The sequence below is a fragment of the Effusibacillus pohliae DSM 22757 genome, assembly GCF_000376225.1.
Classification (GTDB): domain Bacteria; phylum Bacillota; class Bacilli; order Tumebacillales; family Effusibacillaceae; genus Effusibacillus; species Effusibacillus pohliae.
Map to the genome: position 1 here is coordinate 25,724 of NZ_AQXL01000131.1, position 15,314 is coordinate 41,037.

The 15,314-nt window shown below is 55.6% G+C and carries 16 protein-coding genes and 1 riboswitch; of the genes, 3 read left to right on the plus strand and 13 right to left on the minus strand.

The window, feature by feature from the left end; genetic code table 11:
• Window position 1: 1 nt before the first annotated feature.
• The 3 genes from C230_RS0114835 to serA form a co-directional block, all read right to left on the minus strand.
• A complete protein-coding gene (locus C230_RS0114835) occupies window positions 2-817 on the minus strand; it encodes a TatD family hydrolase (protein ID WP_018132838.1) in 816 nt (271 codons plus the stop codon).
• A complete protein-coding gene (locus C230_RS20615; RefSeq protein WP_018132839.1) occupies window positions 814-2,016 on the minus strand; it encodes an MFS transporter in 1,203 nt (400 codons plus the stop codon). The genes C230_RS0114835 and C230_RS20615 overlap by 4 nt, the downstream gene beginning before the upstream one ends.
• 145 nt (window positions 2,017-2,161) lie before the next feature.
• Window positions 2,162-3,748, minus strand: a complete 1,587-nt coding sequence (gene serA, locus C230_RS0114845) for a phosphoglycerate dehydrogenase (RefSeq protein WP_018132840.1) — start codon at window positions 3,746-3,748, stop codon at window positions 2,162-2,164.
• Between the two features lie 66 nt (window positions 3,749-3,814).
• Window positions 3,815-3,895: riboswitch (ZMP/ZTP riboswitch) on the minus strand.
• A gap of 92 nt (window positions 3,896-3,987) precedes the next feature.
• Between serA and C230_RS0114850 the strand changes: the two genes are divergently transcribed.
• A complete protein-coding gene (locus C230_RS0114850; RefSeq protein WP_018132841.1) occupies window positions 3,988-4,182 on the plus strand; it encodes a hypothetical protein in 195 nt (64 codons plus the stop codon).
• Between the two features lie 28 nt (window positions 4,183-4,210).
• Here C230_RS0114850 and C230_RS20620 read toward each other — a convergent pair whose 3' ends face one another.
• The 5 genes from C230_RS20620 to C230_RS0114880 all read right to left on the minus strand — a co-directional run bounded on the left by C230_RS20620 (window position 4,211) and on the right by C230_RS0114880 (window position 8,031).
• A complete protein-coding gene (locus C230_RS20620) occupies window positions 4,211-4,777 on the minus strand; it encodes a class I SAM-dependent methyltransferase (protein WP_018132842.1) in 567 nt (188 codons plus the stop codon).
• 128 nt (window positions 4,778-4,905) lie between these two features.
• On the minus strand, window positions 4,906-5,082 hold the full coding sequence (locus C230_RS22680; RefSeq protein WP_018132843.1) for a hypothetical protein: 177 nt from the start codon (window positions 5,080-5,082) through the stop codon (window positions 4,906-4,908).
• Between the two features lie 398 nt (window positions 5,083-5,480).
• Window positions 5,481-5,954, minus strand: a complete 474-nt coding sequence (gene greA, locus C230_RS0114870; protein ID WP_018132845.1) for a transcription elongation factor GreA — start codon at window positions 5,952-5,954, stop codon at window positions 5,481-5,483.
• 53 nt (window positions 5,955-6,007) lie between these two features.
• Window positions 6,008-7,009 (minus strand): hypothetical protein, encoded by a 1,002-nt coding sequence (locus C230_RS0114875; RefSeq protein WP_018132846.1) that lies wholly within the window; start codon window positions 7,007-7,009, stop codon window positions 6,008-6,010.
• An 80-nt stretch (window positions 7,010-7,089) separates the two neighbouring features.
• A complete protein-coding gene (locus C230_RS0114880) occupies window positions 7,090-8,031 on the minus strand; it encodes an AAA family ATPase (protein ID WP_018132847.1) in 942 nt (313 codons plus the stop codon).
• A gap of 440 nt (window positions 8,032-8,471) precedes the next feature.
• Between C230_RS0114880 and C230_RS21495 the strand changes: the two genes are divergently transcribed.
• Window positions 8,472-8,906: a c-type cytochrome gene (locus tag C230_RS21495; protein ID WP_083910609.1), complete on the plus strand. Its 435-nt coding sequence runs from the start codon at window positions 8,472-8,474 to the stop codon at window positions 8,904-8,906.
• Window positions 8,907-8,940: 34 nt separating this feature from the next.
• Here the strand turns inward: C230_RS21495 and C230_RS0114890 are convergent, their stop codons facing one another.
• The 5 genes from C230_RS0114890 to C230_RS0114910 all read right to left on the minus strand — a co-directional run bounded on the left by C230_RS0114890 (window position 8,941) and on the right by C230_RS0114910 (window position 14,024).
• Window positions 8,941-9,621, minus strand: coding sequence for a sporulation protein (locus tag C230_RS0114890; protein WP_156807475.1), 681 nt, complete (start codon window positions 9,619-9,621; stop codon window positions 8,941-8,943).
• Window positions 9,622-9,802: 181 nt separating this feature from the next.
• On the minus strand, window positions 9,803-10,033 hold the full coding sequence (locus C230_RS0114895; RefSeq protein ID WP_018132850.1) for a hypothetical protein: 231 nt from the start codon (window positions 10,031-10,033) through the stop codon (window positions 9,803-9,805).
• Window positions 10,030-11,283: a Ger(x)C family spore germination protein gene (locus C230_RS0114900; RefSeq protein ID WP_018132851.1), complete on the minus strand. Its 1,254-nt coding sequence runs from the start codon at window positions 11,281-11,283 to the stop codon at window positions 10,030-10,032. The genes C230_RS0114895 and C230_RS0114900 overlap by 4 nt, the downstream gene beginning before the upstream one ends.
• Before the next feature lie 12 nt (window positions 11,284-11,295).
• Window positions 11,296-12,882: a spore germination protein gene (locus C230_RS0114905; RefSeq protein WP_018132852.1), complete on the minus strand. Its 1,587-nt coding sequence runs from the start codon at window positions 12,880-12,882 to the stop codon at window positions 11,296-11,298.
• Window positions 12,879-14,024 carry a GerAB/ArcD/ProY family transporter gene (locus C230_RS0114910; protein WP_018132853.1) on the minus strand — a complete coding sequence of 382 codons (1,146 nt, stop codon included), beginning with the start codon at window positions 14,022-14,024 and terminating at the stop codon, window positions 12,879-12,881. Before C230_RS0114910 ends, C230_RS0114905 begins: the two co-directional genes overlap by 4 nt.
• A 227-nt stretch (window positions 14,025-14,251) precedes the next feature.
• Here C230_RS0114910 and C230_RS0114915 point away from each other — a divergent pair, with 227 nt between their 5' ends.
• A complete protein-coding gene (locus tag C230_RS0114915; RefSeq protein ID WP_018132854.1) occupies window positions 14,252-15,106 on the plus strand; it encodes a hypothetical protein in 855 nt (284 codons plus the stop codon).
• The last annotated feature ends 208 nt before the right edge of the window (window positions 15,107-15,314 follow it).

Consider the following 15,314-nt stretch of genomic DNA (forward strand, 5'->3'; position numbering starts at 1 on the left):
TCTATTCCCCCTCCAGCCGGAACAGTTCCCGTGCATTGTCGGCGGTTACCACCAGCACCCGTTCGACAGAAACACCGTGAATCCAGGCCGCCGTCTGTGCGACATCGCCCACCCACAACGGGTGGGTCAGCCTGCCCTGATAAGGCCCCCGGTGCGGCCAAGGCCCGTCCGTTTCCAGCAGCAGTTGGCCGAGCGGCACCCGGCGCAGCAACTCCATGTCCCGTTCCCGGTACACCGCTTCCGGCGTCACCGAAATGTAAAACCCGTGCGAAACGATCTCATCGACCACATCATGCGGAGCTTTCAGCCAATGAAACACGGCTCTCTCGATCCCGTGTCGCAAAATCAGCTGCATGCATGGCCGCGCCATCGTGTGGACCGCATGCAGGATGACCGGCAGTCGACAGTTTTTCGCAAGCGTCAGACTCCGCTCCAGAATGTCCCAAGCAAGCCCCGGAATCATCTCCGGCAAACGGCGGCCCTCCGGCAGCGAGTAGTAAGGTAACCCGACCTCTCCGATCGCGCAAATGTTCCCGCCGCCCATTTGCAACAGTTGCTCCAATTGCCCGATTTCCTTCATCACAGACGCCCGCGCAGCTGCATCTCCGGAACATACATCGGGTCGTTCCGGGTGTACGCCCACCCCGATTTTTACAAGCTGCGGGTAGCGATCGCGGATCTGCAACAGCCGCCTGGCCGATTCCAAACCGGTAGCCGGGGCGATCACTGTTTGCACGCCGCCTGCCTGCGCCTCCCGCAGCATCCGATCCAACTGTTCGTCATCCAGTTGATCCAGGTGATAATGCGTATCGATCATGCGGCCGATTCTCCCTCTTGCGCTTGCGGGGTATGTGTCCAAATCCACAGCGCGGCGGCAAAAAACATCCCCATCGTCACCAGAAACGTCTCCTGCAGGCCGATCCAGCCGGACAGCCAGCCGCCCGATAGCGGACCGGCCACCGTTCCCAACAATGTCATACTGGTCGTCACACCGTACGCCACGCCTCGCTTCTCCTCCGTCACAAACCGGGAAATCAGGGCGTTGCTCGTCGGCATCAGACCGCCGATAAACAGGCCGGCTGCGATCCGCGTCGCGGCAAACGCCAGAATCGTCGTGGTCAAGGCGGTCAGTCCAAACATCAACGCCGTCCCGATCGTTAACGCCAGCAGAATCCGCCGATGCCCCACCCGGTCGCCCAACCGTCCTGCGGTGATCGACGAAACGGAGGCAGCAACGCCAGCGAGTGCCAGGATCGTACCGGTGATGGTCGCGACATATGTTTCGGGACCGGCCATCGATTTGATATACAGAGGTACCAGCGGGGCAACGATCATCAGCCCGAACTGGATCAGAAAATTGATAAACGCCATCGGCAGCAACCCAGGAATCTGTGTGACGGCCGACAGACTGGCGAGGAACGATTCCGGCTTTTTTAACGCATCCGTACGCGGCGGTTCCTGCACCTGGAAATGCACCAGCAAGAGTGACAGGAAGCTGATAACGCCCATAAAGTAAAATGGAAACCGGTATCCGAACGCATCGGCCAACAGCCCGCCGATAAACGGTCCGGATGCGGTTCCAATCAACGTTGCCGTCTGGTAGATACCCAGCGCCGCGCCCGTTTTTTCCCGGGGGGTGAACGATGTTACCAACGCCAATGCGGCAGACGCAAAGCCGCCGAGCATCCCCTGCAGAATCCGCAGCCCGAGCAGCTGGTAGACGTTGCCGACAAACCCCATCGCCACCACGACAAAAATATTGCTCAGCAATACCCGTTCGACCATCAGCTTGCGGCCGTGCCGGTCGCCGAGATTCCCCCACAGCGGCCCCAACAGGGCGGCGAACAGCGGGGCGGCCGCCATCAGCACTCCCGCCCAGACGGCCACCTGGTGGGTCTCCGTAATCCCGAGGTATGGCAAATACAACGGCAAAAACGAAAAAATAAAACTCAGACTGATCCCCGCTCCGCATTGCACAAAGCACATCATGTACAAATTCCGTTTCCACGTCTCCAACCGATCCATCTCCACCCGGTTTTGTTTCTTTCCACATTGTAACGGAAAACCGCCGAAGAAGGAAAGTGGGCTGCAAGCACCCGTATCCGTGCAGAACCGAACACAAACGGCGCCCTGCCGCGGGCGCCGTAACAAACGGGAGATATTAAAGTTCTACGTGGAATACTTCCAGGATATTCGGGATCTCCGCGATCTGCCGGATGACTTCCGGGCTTGCCGGGTTGTCGATCCCAAGCACCATCACCGCCTTGCCGCCGACTTCTTTCCGTCCCACCTGCATCGTTGCGATATTGATGCCGGCATCGCCCAGAATCATCCCGATCCGTCCGATCATCCCCGGCTGGTCCAGGTGCGAGGTGACGATCATCCGGCCTTCCGGCGCGGCATCGATCGTGTATCCGTCCAGCCGCACGATCCGCGGACCGAAACCGTTGTTTAACGTGCCGGCTACCCGGCGAGTCTGATGCGGCGTACTCACCTCAAGCCCGATCAGGTTGGTGAAAACGCTGTGCTTGCCGGTCTTCGATTCGACCACCTGAATCCCGGACTGTTCCGCCACCAGCGGCGCATTGACAAAATTGACCTCCGCCCCGTGGTGATACGACAGGATCCCTTTCAAAATCGTCCGGGACACGGGCGCCACTTCCAGATTGCTGATGTCGCCGCTGTAGGTAATTTCGATTTTTGTCACTGGATGGTCGACCAACTGGGCGGCCAGTTTGCCCAATTTTTCCCCCAATACCAGGTACGGTTCCACCTGCTTCAGTTTATCGGCCGGGAGGGACGGCAGATTGACCGCATTTTTGAACGGTTCGTCGCGAAGCACTTTCAAAACTTCCTCCGCCACGTCGATCGCCACGTTGATCTGCGCTTCTTCGGTCGACGCCCCCAGATGCGGAGTAAGCACCACGTTCGGAAAATCTTTCAGCGGATGGTCTTTCGCAATCGGTTCTTCCTCGTACACGTCGAGCGCCGCGCCGGCCACCTTGCCCGACTTGAGCGCTTCGATCAAGGCCGATTCCTTGATGATGCCGCCACGCGCGCAGTTGAGGATGCGGACCCCGTCTTTCATCATGGCAAACTCGCGCTCCGCCAGCAGATGTTTCGTCTCTTTGATCAGCGGCGTGTGAACCGTGATAAAATCCGCTTCCGTCACGATCTCATCAACCGTGCTCGGTTTCACGTTCAGCGAAGCGGCCCGTTGCGGAGACAAAAACGGGTCGTAAGCCAACACCTTCATTCCGAACGCCTGCGCCCGTTTGGCCACTTCCGCGCCGATCCGTCCCAAACCGATAATGCCGAGCACTTTCTTGTTCAGCTCGACACCGACGAACGTCTTGCGGTCCCATTCCCCGCGCAGGATCGATGCATGCGCTTGCGGGATTTTGCGTGCCATCGCCATCATCATCGCAAACGTATGCTCCGCCGTGGAGATGGTGTTTCCGTCCGGCGCATTGATGACCACAATCCCCCGCTGGGTGGCGGCCGGAACGTCAATGTTGTCGACTCCTACACCGGCCCGCCCAATTACGCGAAGGCGCGTCGCATGTTCCAGCACCCGTGCATTGACGCGCGTTTGCGAACGAACCAGCAACGCGTCGTATTCGCCAATCATTCTGCAAAGCTCGTCTTCCGGCAACCCGGTTTTGATGTCCACCTGAATGTCGTCCGCCTCTCGCAGCTTGCCAAGGCCCTGTTCCGAGATCGGATCGCTGACCAGTACTCGAATCATTCTAGCCCCTCCCTGTTTTTCCGGCCGATTTTGCAAAAAGACCGTCTGAACCCCTTGTCTGTTGCAAAAAGGGGCCCAGGCGGTCGGCCATTATCTCCAGTTGCACTCCCTTGTGGTAACCCACTTCCGCCAGTCATGCAACTTGCTGGTGTGTAATTTATGAGAAAATTGTATTAGTACAGAGCCCGTCTGTCAATCCTAAATTGTAGCAACATTTTTTGACAGATCAGGAGGGCCCGATGCATCAGGTCGAAACTTTGCTGTTTGCCGACTGGTTCCCGACGCGGGACGGATTTGTCGGAATCCGTCCGGAATATTGTGGAACCGCCGTCTATCAATATCGTTCGGAAAATCCGCTCAAACATTACTGGTTTCAGCAGCAAGACGTCGCCTATGCGCTGTACGAAGAGTTGCGCCAGTACCTGGCAGTCTAGCGGCAAAAATAGGCGCCCGGTGCATGCGCTATTTTTTGCGGGCAAACAGATGCATTGTGTCCCGGTTCGCCACTTCGTCAAACACGGCAAAGCCGCTTTCGTCAAAAATCCGGTGCAGTTCCTCCGGCTTGTAAAAAGCATAATACAGATCGTCGATAAACCCGTCCTCCCCTTCCGTCAAAAAAGAGGCATACAGCACACCGGTGTCTTTCAGCACCCGCCGTACCTGTGACAAGGCGACCGGCAGGTCTTGTTTCATCAGATGCAGCAGCGACAGGTTCGCCCAAATGCCGTCAAACATGTCGTCCGGATACGGCAGATTGCGAAAATCGCCTTTCCGGAACGGCACGTCATTCACCGTCTTTTGGGCGATCGCCAGCATCTCTTCCGAGATATCCAATCCCTGTACATGCACCCCGTACCGTTTCAGAGTCAGCGTGTCCCGGCCCGCACCGCTTCCCAGATCGAGCACCTTGTCACCCAACAGCATCGTCGTGAACCGCACGACCAGACCGGGGGTCAGTTCCGTATGCCGCCACTCATGAGAACGTGCCAATTGATCGTACCGCTGTTTTGTCCGTTTGATGTAGTCCATCGATACCGCCCCAAACTGTTGATCATCAGGATATTGTATTCGATATTCGCTGGCCCGATCCCTCCCGGCAAAAAAGAAAACCCCCAAGCGATCGCTTGAGGCGCGTGTTTGTTGTAAGTCAAACGCTTTCAGCGGGCACCGAGAAACGACAGGCACACCCACCATTGGTATTCTTCTTCCGTTCCGTGACTTTCCAGCTCTTTGTAATACTGGATAAACTCTTGACTGGTCATGCCAAACTTCCGTTCACAGGTTTCCACAAAAGAACGCATGGCTTGTTGACGCCGTTCCAAATATTGTGTCATACCTGACCCTCCCTCGAGTATGAGTATAACACATTTGATTAAATGTGTCATTATCATTTCACACTTTCCACAAAAAACACAAAAGAGAGCCTCAGCGCCCTCGAACCTGAATTTTTGTGCTTTTTACTTTGGCAAAACCACCAGGTTGGCCACCATCGGCCCGTGCGTGTTCGCATCCGGGTGCGTCAGGCAACGGATTTGAAACGTGCCCGGTTTGTTGGCCACGAGCTTGACAATTTCCGTTTTGCCCCGTTCCGCCGACCAACGCCGCCAAACCGGCCGTCATCCACAGACGGTTCCGGGCGCTCCATTGCACTTTGCCCATAAAAAATTCCCCCCTAGATCATGGCTGTTGGGACGACCACTCCACTACCATGTCTATGGGGGAAAAGCCCCGCTCATTCTACCTTCAGGATTTCGAACGTCATTTCGCCGCTCGGCGCCGGCACCACCACTTTTTCGCCTTTTTGTCTGCCCAAGAGGCTTTTGCCGATCGGCGATTCGTTGGAGATCCGGCCTTCCAGCGGGTCGGATTCGGCAGGACCGACGATCGTGTACACTTCCTCCTCCCCGTCCGGAACTTCCCGGATCGTCACGGTGGAACCGATCGTCACCACCCCGCTCACCTTGTCTTCATCGCGGATCAACACCGCGTTGCGCAGCTGATTTTCGAGCATCAGAATCCGCGATTCGACCATTCCCTGTTCGTCTTTCGCCGCTTCATACTCGCTGTTTTCACTCAGATCCCCGTAGGACCGGGCGATTTTTAAACGCTCCTTGACCTCGGCGCGCTTTGTCGTTTTCAGGTATTCGAGTTCTTCCTCCAGTTTGCGAAGTCCTTCCTGTGTGACATAGAATTTGTTGTCACTCACTCCAGATGTACCCCCCTATCTCTCCGGCCCCCATATTGTACCAACAAATGTTGTCAATGCAAAGAGGGTTCTTGCAAAGGATCACGGTATTCCTGTTTGGTGATCACGAACGACTGCCCATTCCACATCTCGTGAATCTCCCAGTACGGCATCGTGCTGCCGGGCCGCGTCGGGATCGCGTCTTTGCGGTACGTTACCAGTTCCCACCCTTTGTCGGTTTTCTCCACGCGATCATACGCGGCTTGCGAATGCCACACGGGAACCAGGCCCATTTCCGTGACGGTGAACATCGTACCATATTGGTAGCGGCCCGCACAGTTGCATGTCTCGACCACCAGAAATTCTGGCCGTTTGTCGGCGACAATGTTCTCGAAAATACTGCCGTTCGGCATCCATTCCAGAAACACGTTGGAGGCTGTATCGGATATAGTACGCAGTTTCGTCAACTTCCATGTATGCGCTCCGTTTGCAGCTGTTTCCCTCACGGCTTCATACAGGTCGCCGTAGCCGACCGGCCTGCCCGCAGCCAGGATCTGGGCCGCCACAATCCAGCGATTCGGCTGCAGCACGCCGACAAACCCGATTTTCGCCCGGCCTTCGTTCCATCCGGCCACCTTCTGCTGCAAAGCGGCCAGCGATTCGGATGCTGCGGTCACGTTGACCTGTCCGCCGTCCATGCGATAGGGCACGGCGAGCAAGTCGAACAGTTGCCGATTGGGAAGCAGCAGCCCGTCTGGTACGGCAACCGGCGCATGTGACAAAATCAGCCACCTGCCGTCGAGCAGCGCCGCCCTCCGCCCCGGCTGCACTTCCAACTGATGGCAGCCGTAGCGGATCACCCGCTCCTCGCCCCGCTCGTTCACCGAAATCGGCAGAATGCCCTGCAGCGCATACACGTCAACCAATCTATCGTCTCCCGCTGTGCGGGAAGCGTAAGGCAATTGCACCGGAATCCCATCGATCTTCAGTGCCGAATGGCTGGTCTCCGCATACGCCAAACCGGACGCCAACCACCCGAAAACAGCCAGGAACAAGACCATCGCCCGCAATATCATAAACCTTCCCCCTTTCTTCTCTAGGATGAAAAGAAGCAGGGAATTTTATGAATTGCGGCGGCGGGAGGGCAAGCCGTTCCCTACAGGTCTTCTTTCCGCAGCAAATTGAGTTCTTCCAGTTGAAACACGGCCGCCTTCGCGAGCCGGGCGTTTTGTTTGCGAATGCTCTTTTCGATGCAGTTTCTGACAAATCGGGCGTTGGAAAAATTATACTTCTGCTTCTCACGAAAACACAGGCTCATCAACGCTTTCTGGTATGCCGACGATACCTTATAATCGTACTCTTTGGCAATATAGGTGGCAATCGACAGCAGTTCGTCCAGGCTGTAATCTGGAAAATGCAGTTGATAGGGAATTCGTGACGCCAGTCCGGGGTTGCTGCTGAGAAACTTCAGCATCGGCTCCCGGTAACCGGCGAAGATCACAATGATCTCGTTCCGATGATCCTCCATGTACTTGAGCAGCGTTTCCACCGCTTCCATGCCAAAATCGTTCGGATTATCCCGCACCAGCGAATACGCCTCGTCGATAAACAGGATCCCGCCCCTTGCCTCCTGCAACACGGCCATCGTGTCTTTCGCCGTGTGGCCGACATAGTTCCCCACCAGATTGACGCGGCTGACTTCCCGGAACTTCTCTTCTTTCAAAATCCCGATCCGGTGAAACAACTTCGCCAAGAGCCGGGCGACGGTCGTTTTGCCGGTTCCCGGATTGCCGAGAAACGCCATGTGCATGCTCATCGACGGCGTCTTGTAGCCCTGCTTCTTGCGAAACTGCTGAACGGCCGTATAATGGGCCAACTCGTGGATCGTCGATTTGATCGGTTCCAACCCGATCAATTGATCCAGTTCCCGCAACGCGTCCTCGTATTGCCGGTCCGGTAAAGCGGTCCATTCCGGATCGCCCGCCGCCGAAGCGGCAGCAGCCGGGGCGGATGCGACCGGTTTTGCGAGCGGCGGATCGAGAATCACTTTTTTTCCGGCTGCTTTCGCGTATGTGAACGTGAGCGTATTTTGACTCATACAGTCCCCCCAACGCACACTCCCACCGAAGCGGCGCAACCCGCAAAAGCACGGGAACCCGCACTTTGGGTGAGGTCAAACAGGATGGTGAACGCAAAACGGTGTCAGATCCACCGCAATCGTGCGCCTGTTACCTATCCTATGTAGCGATCCGGGAGGCAAGTACTCGAATAGCCTTTGACGAGGCCGCCGTCCAGCGCCACCCTCCTTTTGCAACATTCTGAAAGTAGCTCCAGTATACCAAAAGCGGCTACATCCGAAAAAGAGTCAATGGTCTTGTGCTGCTCGACATTTGTCACAAAATGTTCCGAAATGGGCCGTTCCAACGTCTATTCTACAACAACCGCATGCCGGCAAAAATCAGTTCGAACAAAGCCAGTTCCCCTGAATATCGATTTGTGATAGGATAAGAGAGGTAGAAAGGGAGGTTGAAACCGGACATGAATCAAAGTCTCAGAGGTATGCTCGTAGCAGCGGTTCCCGCCACACTTGGAATCCTGTTCGGAATCGGCGTCATTGTGTACGGTCTCGATCATGGCCATAAATCGGAAGAAGCGGCTGCACAAGCGGGCGGAGACAAGAAACAGCAACAAGCGGCCGGGACGCAGCAAACTTCCGGTCAATCGAGCCAGGCATCCGGGCAATCCGCCAGCGGAGATGCGGAGATCAAGAAACTGGTAGAAACAAACTGTGCCGCTTGCCACGGTGCTGACCTGAAAGGCGCTTTCGGTCCATCGCTGGTCGAAGCGGCCAAGAAATACGACGAGAAACAAATCGTCGAAATCCTGAAAAGCGGAAAAGGCTCGATGCCCGCCGGGCGAGCGGCAGGCAAAGAGGAAGCGGTCGCAAAATACATCAAATCTCTCGCAAAATAATTCGAAACACCCCGAACCGGGGTGTTTTTTACACTCAGTCGAGCTGCAGCGATTTTCGCAGGGACGCGGTCACATCCTGTTCGTTCGTCAGCAAAAAGCGAACGGTCTCCCGCTCGTCGATCTGCAAACTCACCTGCACGCGGTCGTTGTCCGGATGAAACAGCACGGTCAATTCCTGAACTCCTCTGTTCCGGCCTTTGCCGGCGACAAAATCAAACTCCTGCACCCGGCCGTTCCAGAACCGCGAATCGAGCTTTTCCTGAAATCCCAGTTCGGACAGTGCTTGCATCAGCCGCGCCTGTTCCCGGTTCGGCTGGATGATGATCGCTTCCAATCCGGCATATTCGTCGCACCGTTCGTTCATCGCAGCATCCCGAAAAATCTGGGGCCGCAAGTAATACCGGATGGCGTGCGTCGACACCGGGAGCCATTTCGGCAAGCGGTAGGCAAACGGAAACTCGACGATCAGCGTATCCTCAAACATTAGCGGTGGATGCGTTTGAAACTCGTCGATTTTTTGTTCGATCACTTCGTCCTTCAGTTGGGCCCGCATCACAAAATCAACGTCAATGGCTTTGTCGGTCCGCTCCACCATCTCCCGCCAAAACTGAAAGCTGCCTGTCAGCGTTTCGCCGGCCGGAATCATATTGCGGTGGAGCTTTAGAATCGTCTCAGGTCGGTCGCACCCAAGCTCAGCCATAGAGTTGTTTAGCACCCCGATTCCTCCATTCACGAATTCCCTTACGAACAGTATACACCAAGATGCCGTTTTAGGCACGGAAGAAAAAGGGAAACTTATCCACCCGGTACGCTCCGGGCCGATTCGAAAGCGGATTGAATCCGCTCATTTGGCAAGCCGCTCGTCGACTTTTTCGCTATCCCTGAACTTTTCTACATTATTTTCCGGCAAGCGCTTTTCCGATCGGTTCGAACACGATTTGCAGCGGCACCGTCGGTTTCGGAACATCGACGCCGGCGATCAGCAGGGAACCGATGATCGCCGCCAGTCCCCACAGCCCGCCGCAAACGATCACCTCTTTTTGCAACCCTTTGGCCAACAACGATCGAATCTGGAAGTACGCGGCAACCGCCAGCAACAGCAAAAAACCGATGATTTGAATCTTCACTGCTTTTTCACCTCTTTTTCCTGCAGATGCAGGGGCGCTCCCGACATGCCGGTTCGTATAACGGAGAAGTCTGCCAGGATCTCCACTTCCGTTTCCGGGAATCGTTGCTTCCATTGTTCCTTCAGCGATTTCCACGTTTTTGGATGCGTCCGTTGCACCTGCTCACCGAAACCGAAAATGTCCGCCTGATAGTCCTGCTGAGCCTTGGCGATCGCCCGCCGAACCCGTTGTTCAATCGATTTTTTCAGGGCTTTCTCGGCAATCTTGACATTTTGCGGCTCACTCAAATCCAGGTTCGTGTCATTTTCGTGGATCACACCTTCCCCCTCTACCCGCAGCCTGATTTTGACCCGGTTGCCGTTGATCTCCGGTTTGATCTCGCGTTCTGCCTTTGTCAGATCGACACTGACGTTGCCGCCGCCTTCCGGAACATAGGCTGTGATCACCCCTCGTTGCAGTTTTCCCGTCACCCACATCCATCCCCGTGTCTCCTCGTCATTCAGATAGCCTGCCAGTTTAAAATCCTTGAATATGGCCATTCCCCACAAACGAATCGTTTGCCGCTCCTGCCGGCCGCGCTCTTCCAGCTGTCCTTCCCCTGCCTGTCCACCGTTTCCGGCCGGTCCCTTTATATCCGGAACAGACACCGATTCCATTGCAGCCATCACCGGTTGAATCCCTTCTCCGCTGGCCATAATCAGAAAATCGCGAATGGTCACCTCTACGCCGACACCCGTTCGTTCCAGCTCGCGAACCGCTTCCGACGGGATGCGTTCAAAAGGATATTGCACCTGCAGCATTTCCTGCCCCTGCCGGCCTTTCGCCACCAGGATCTGGGTGCGCAGCCGGCTGGTCGGGTCGCGGCTGAATTGATCCAGCAGATCCCCGATTCCCCGCTTTGCCAAACGTTCTCCGATAAATATCACCCGGCGATGGCCCTTGTACAAACGGCGCGACAGCTTCTCCTGCACCTTCCGTTCCAGATCATGCACGTTGCGGCCGGTTGCCGATACGATAAAAACGCTCCTTTGCTGTCCGCCGCCCGCTTGCTCGCCGCTGGGTCCGATGCCGACGGCGTTGGGCAGCGCGATCTGAAACGTCCCCAGCACTTTGCCATCTTCCGTCAGGTCCAGCGCGGATCCCATAACAAACGCGAGGTCGTTGATCTCGGTGCGGTCCCAGCAGCCGGTCGTGGCCAACACAATCAGCAGCAACACGCAGCATACTGCCTGTCGAATCCGCTTCGGCACTTCCCATTCACCTCACTCCGTCCGCTTGCCCCGCTTCGGACCCGGTTTCTGGCCCCGCGGCACGCGCATCTGATTGTGGAACACCGTCATGCTCGGCCGCCGGTTCATCCTCCACCAGGGTGCCCGAACCCCAACGTCTTTCAGGTTGCGAACGGTGAGCGGCGCCACAGGCGCAAAATAGGGAACGCCAAATGAACGAAGGCTGGTGAGATGTATCAGAATGGCCAACACGCCGATTGTAACTCCATACAGGCCGAGCGTACCCGCCAGAAAGATCAACGGAAACCGCAGGATGCGAATCGCGATCGCAAAATTGTAGCGCGGCATCGTAAACGATGCGATGCCGGTAATCGACACGATGATCACCATCGGGGCGGAAACGATTCCCGCTTGCACGGCGGCCTGTCCGATCACCAACGCTCCGACGATGCTGATCGCCTGCCCCACCTGTCTTGGCAAACGAAGACCCGCTTCCCGCAACGCTTCAAACGTGATCTCCATAATCAGCGCTTCGACGAACGCCGGAAACGGACTTGGCTCCCGCGACGCGGCGATCGTCAGCAGCAGATTGGTCGGAAGCATCTCCTGGTGAAAGGTGGTGATCGCCACATAAAGAGAAGGAAACAGCATCGCCACAAACAGAAAAATGTAGCGAACCCACCGAATCGCGGCCGCAATCAGAAAACGTTCGTAATAATCCTCATTGGCGTTCAACGCCTCCCAGAAAAAGGTCGGGACAATCAGCACAAACGGCGTAGTGTCAACCAGAATCGCCACTTTCCCCTCCAATAAATTGGCCGCCACCACGTCCGGCCGCTCCGTGTGTAGTACTTGGGGGAACGGAGAAAACGGCAAATCCTCAATCAGTTCCTCAATATACCCCGATTCCAGCACGCCGTCGATGCGAATCCGCCCGACCCGCTTGCGGACTTCCCGAACGATCGAATCGGCTGCGATTCCTTCGATATACGCGATGATCACATCCGTTTTCGACAATTCCCCTAGCGACAGTGCTTCCAGTTTCAGACGGGCCGTCCGCAGCCTTCTGCGCAGCAGGCTGGTGTTGGTGCGAATATTTTCCGTGAAACCTTCACGCGGACCGCGGATCACCGATTCTGCCGGAGGCTCTTCGATCGACCGCTTCTCCCACGTTTTGATGCTGGCGATCAGCGCGCTGTTCTCCCCGTCCGCCAGGATCGCGATATCGCCTTTCAAAATGCTTTGTACCACATCGGACAACCTGTCGACGGTCTGCGTTTGGGCGACGGCCACCACCTGGTGTTCGAGGATTTTCCCCATCCGTTCGAGATGGCCCAGCCCCTGCGGCAGTCCTTCGAACATCATCGGTTTCAGAACCACCTCATCCAGGTGCTTCATGTCGACAAGGCCATCGACAAAAACCAGCAACGCTTTGATCTGTCCGTGAATGTGAAGCGGGCGGAACACGACGTCGGAGCAATTGTGAAAGACCTGTTTCAAAATCGTTTCGTTTTGCAATAAATCGCTTCGGATCGGTTCACCCTGCAAATCGGCAACCGGTACCTCCAACCATGTCTGGCCCACCGGTTTGTTCCGCCTGCGTTTGAAAAACTGGCTCATCTTCTGACCTCCGAATCAACACAAGGATGGTATGGATGTTTCATGCTTTTGTCCCCGCGGCTTTTCTTCCGTTTCACCGAGTCGATCAGCAGTAACAAACTGGGTATAAGGTTGAAGGTAAAAAGAGCCGCCCCCGGAAACGTGAGAGTCAGAAATTGTTTCATGTCGGCCGTATTGTCGCTCGTCCAGCGTTCTCCGATGATCAACAGCAAGGTCAATGGAATCACAACGGTTCGGTAATCGGACAATCGGAACAGTTGTTTCACACAAACGCAAAACACAAATAGAAAAGCGGCTTCCTTGAGAAAGATGCCCATCGTCCAGGCCGCGACGATGATCGGGTCGATCCGTTCGATAAATTCGGCAATGCTGATATACCGGATCACTTCAAAAAACGGGTAATTATGTTTGCTGGTGATATCCCCCAGCACCGTGATGGTTTGCAGATTGATGAATATCATAATCAACACCATGATGCCGATCGCCAGCAGGGAAACTTTGCGTCCATCGCTCCGCCGATCCAGATAGGGCAACAGAAATGCGAGTACGAACACCTCCCCCAGCCAGCCCGACGGTACAATGGCCGCTTTCAACACCGGTAACACCCCGTTTCCCAGGAAAGGCTGCAACCGGTCAAACTCCATATTCGGCAGTGACAAGACGAAGAAAGGGATCAAAAACAGAACAAAAAAGGGAACTAGAAACTGGCAGCAACGTCCGATTGACTCAATGCCCACATATACGGTGATGCCACACAACACCAGAAACACTCCCGCTTCCACGACCACGGGAGTTCGCGGCAATGCGACCGTTTCGATAAAATCCGTATGCTCCCGGGCGATGACGATCACAAACAGATAGTAAATGTACACCAGATACACATTCAACAGTTTGGCGGCCCAACCGCCGATGATTCTCGAACTGTATTCGATGATCGTCATGCCCGGATACCGCCTGCCCAACTCCGCCAATACCAATACGCTCCAAATCCCGGTGGCGGAGGCGGGGATCGCCGCCAGCCACGCGTCCTGTTTTGCTACCGCGCCCATCACTGCAGGCAGGGATAAAATGGCGGTGGCCATCACCAGGGGAATCAGGAGCATCCCCAATTGTCCGCTCGTGATTTTCTCCTCAACCCGCATCTCTGTTCCTCCGTTCCGTTGCCGTTGCTTTGTCGCCGCACTGAACCCTTCCAGCTTTCCGCAAACGCAAGTATATTTTTCCAACTGACATTCATTTCATGCAAATCAGCAATCACCGCACAAGAAAACACTCCGTTTCCCCATCTCTTCGGCAAAAAACACTGCGAATTAGCCAATGTGGTAACGGAGAAGCTACAGATAAGCAAAACGGGGAAGGATGAAGACGGATGAGCCAGGATTTGATCAATCGGACTTGTGAATCGTTGTCGCTTCCGCTGTACGCACTGATCCACGACTCGGTGATCCATGCGTTGAAAGCGTCTCGCGTATCCCGGCAGGTGGCGCTGGCCGTATTGCGCGAGATTCCAAAATTGCCGCTCAGCCGGAAAGAACAGGAAGAATTGAAAAGCGCCAAAGGCGGGATCGAATTGGAAGACAGTTTTGGCTCCGGTAATTTTTTTGTGGTGGATGCGGGGTCACAAGAGGCGTTTGTGTGCGCCGACAAAAAACATGCCAATTATCTGGATCATCTGTTGGAAAGCCGGTCGGATCAAGACTTTTTGCCGGATGATGCTGCACAAGGCGGCGACAGGAAAGCAGGGGGCGGCCAGGCGGCCGCTTTCCGCCGGCAGCAGGGGCAAGGGCAAGGACAGGCGCAAGGACAGCAAGTCACGACTGAAGATTTGCTGGCCAAACTGCAGATGGTCGAGCTGATGTTGCAGGGAACCCAACCAAAGAACAAGCGCCGCAATATCCGGATCGGCCAGAGAAACCAGCAGACCGGGAAGAACCTGCTGCAGCAGATCGCTTTGCTGGAAGTGCTGCGCGGGACTGATCCGAGCGAACTGCTAAACCGCTTGCAGATGCTGCAATTGGCAGAACAACTCACAGCATCGGACAAAGACCGGCAGGGCGGGCGAACGGGACAGCAGGCGCAGCAACAGCAAGACCAAAAACAGCATGGCGAAGATCAGCAACAGGACGCCCAGACTCAATCCCAGGGGGCATCACAGCAGCAAGGCAACGATCTGCTGGAGACGCTTCGCGAATTGCAGCTGGTGAAAGCGTTGCAGCAGCTTTAGTCCTTTTTCGACCGGTAATACGGCAGCTTGGTGAACTTTTGTTTGCGAAAAAACAGCACATAAGCCAGGATCATGACTCCCGCGCCAATTCCGGCATACAGCAACCATTTCATTCGGAGATCCCTCTTTTCGCAAGATCGGTGTCCAACACGTGAACTGACACCACTAGCATTTCTGGATTTGTGAAACGCCATTCAAAATACCACAC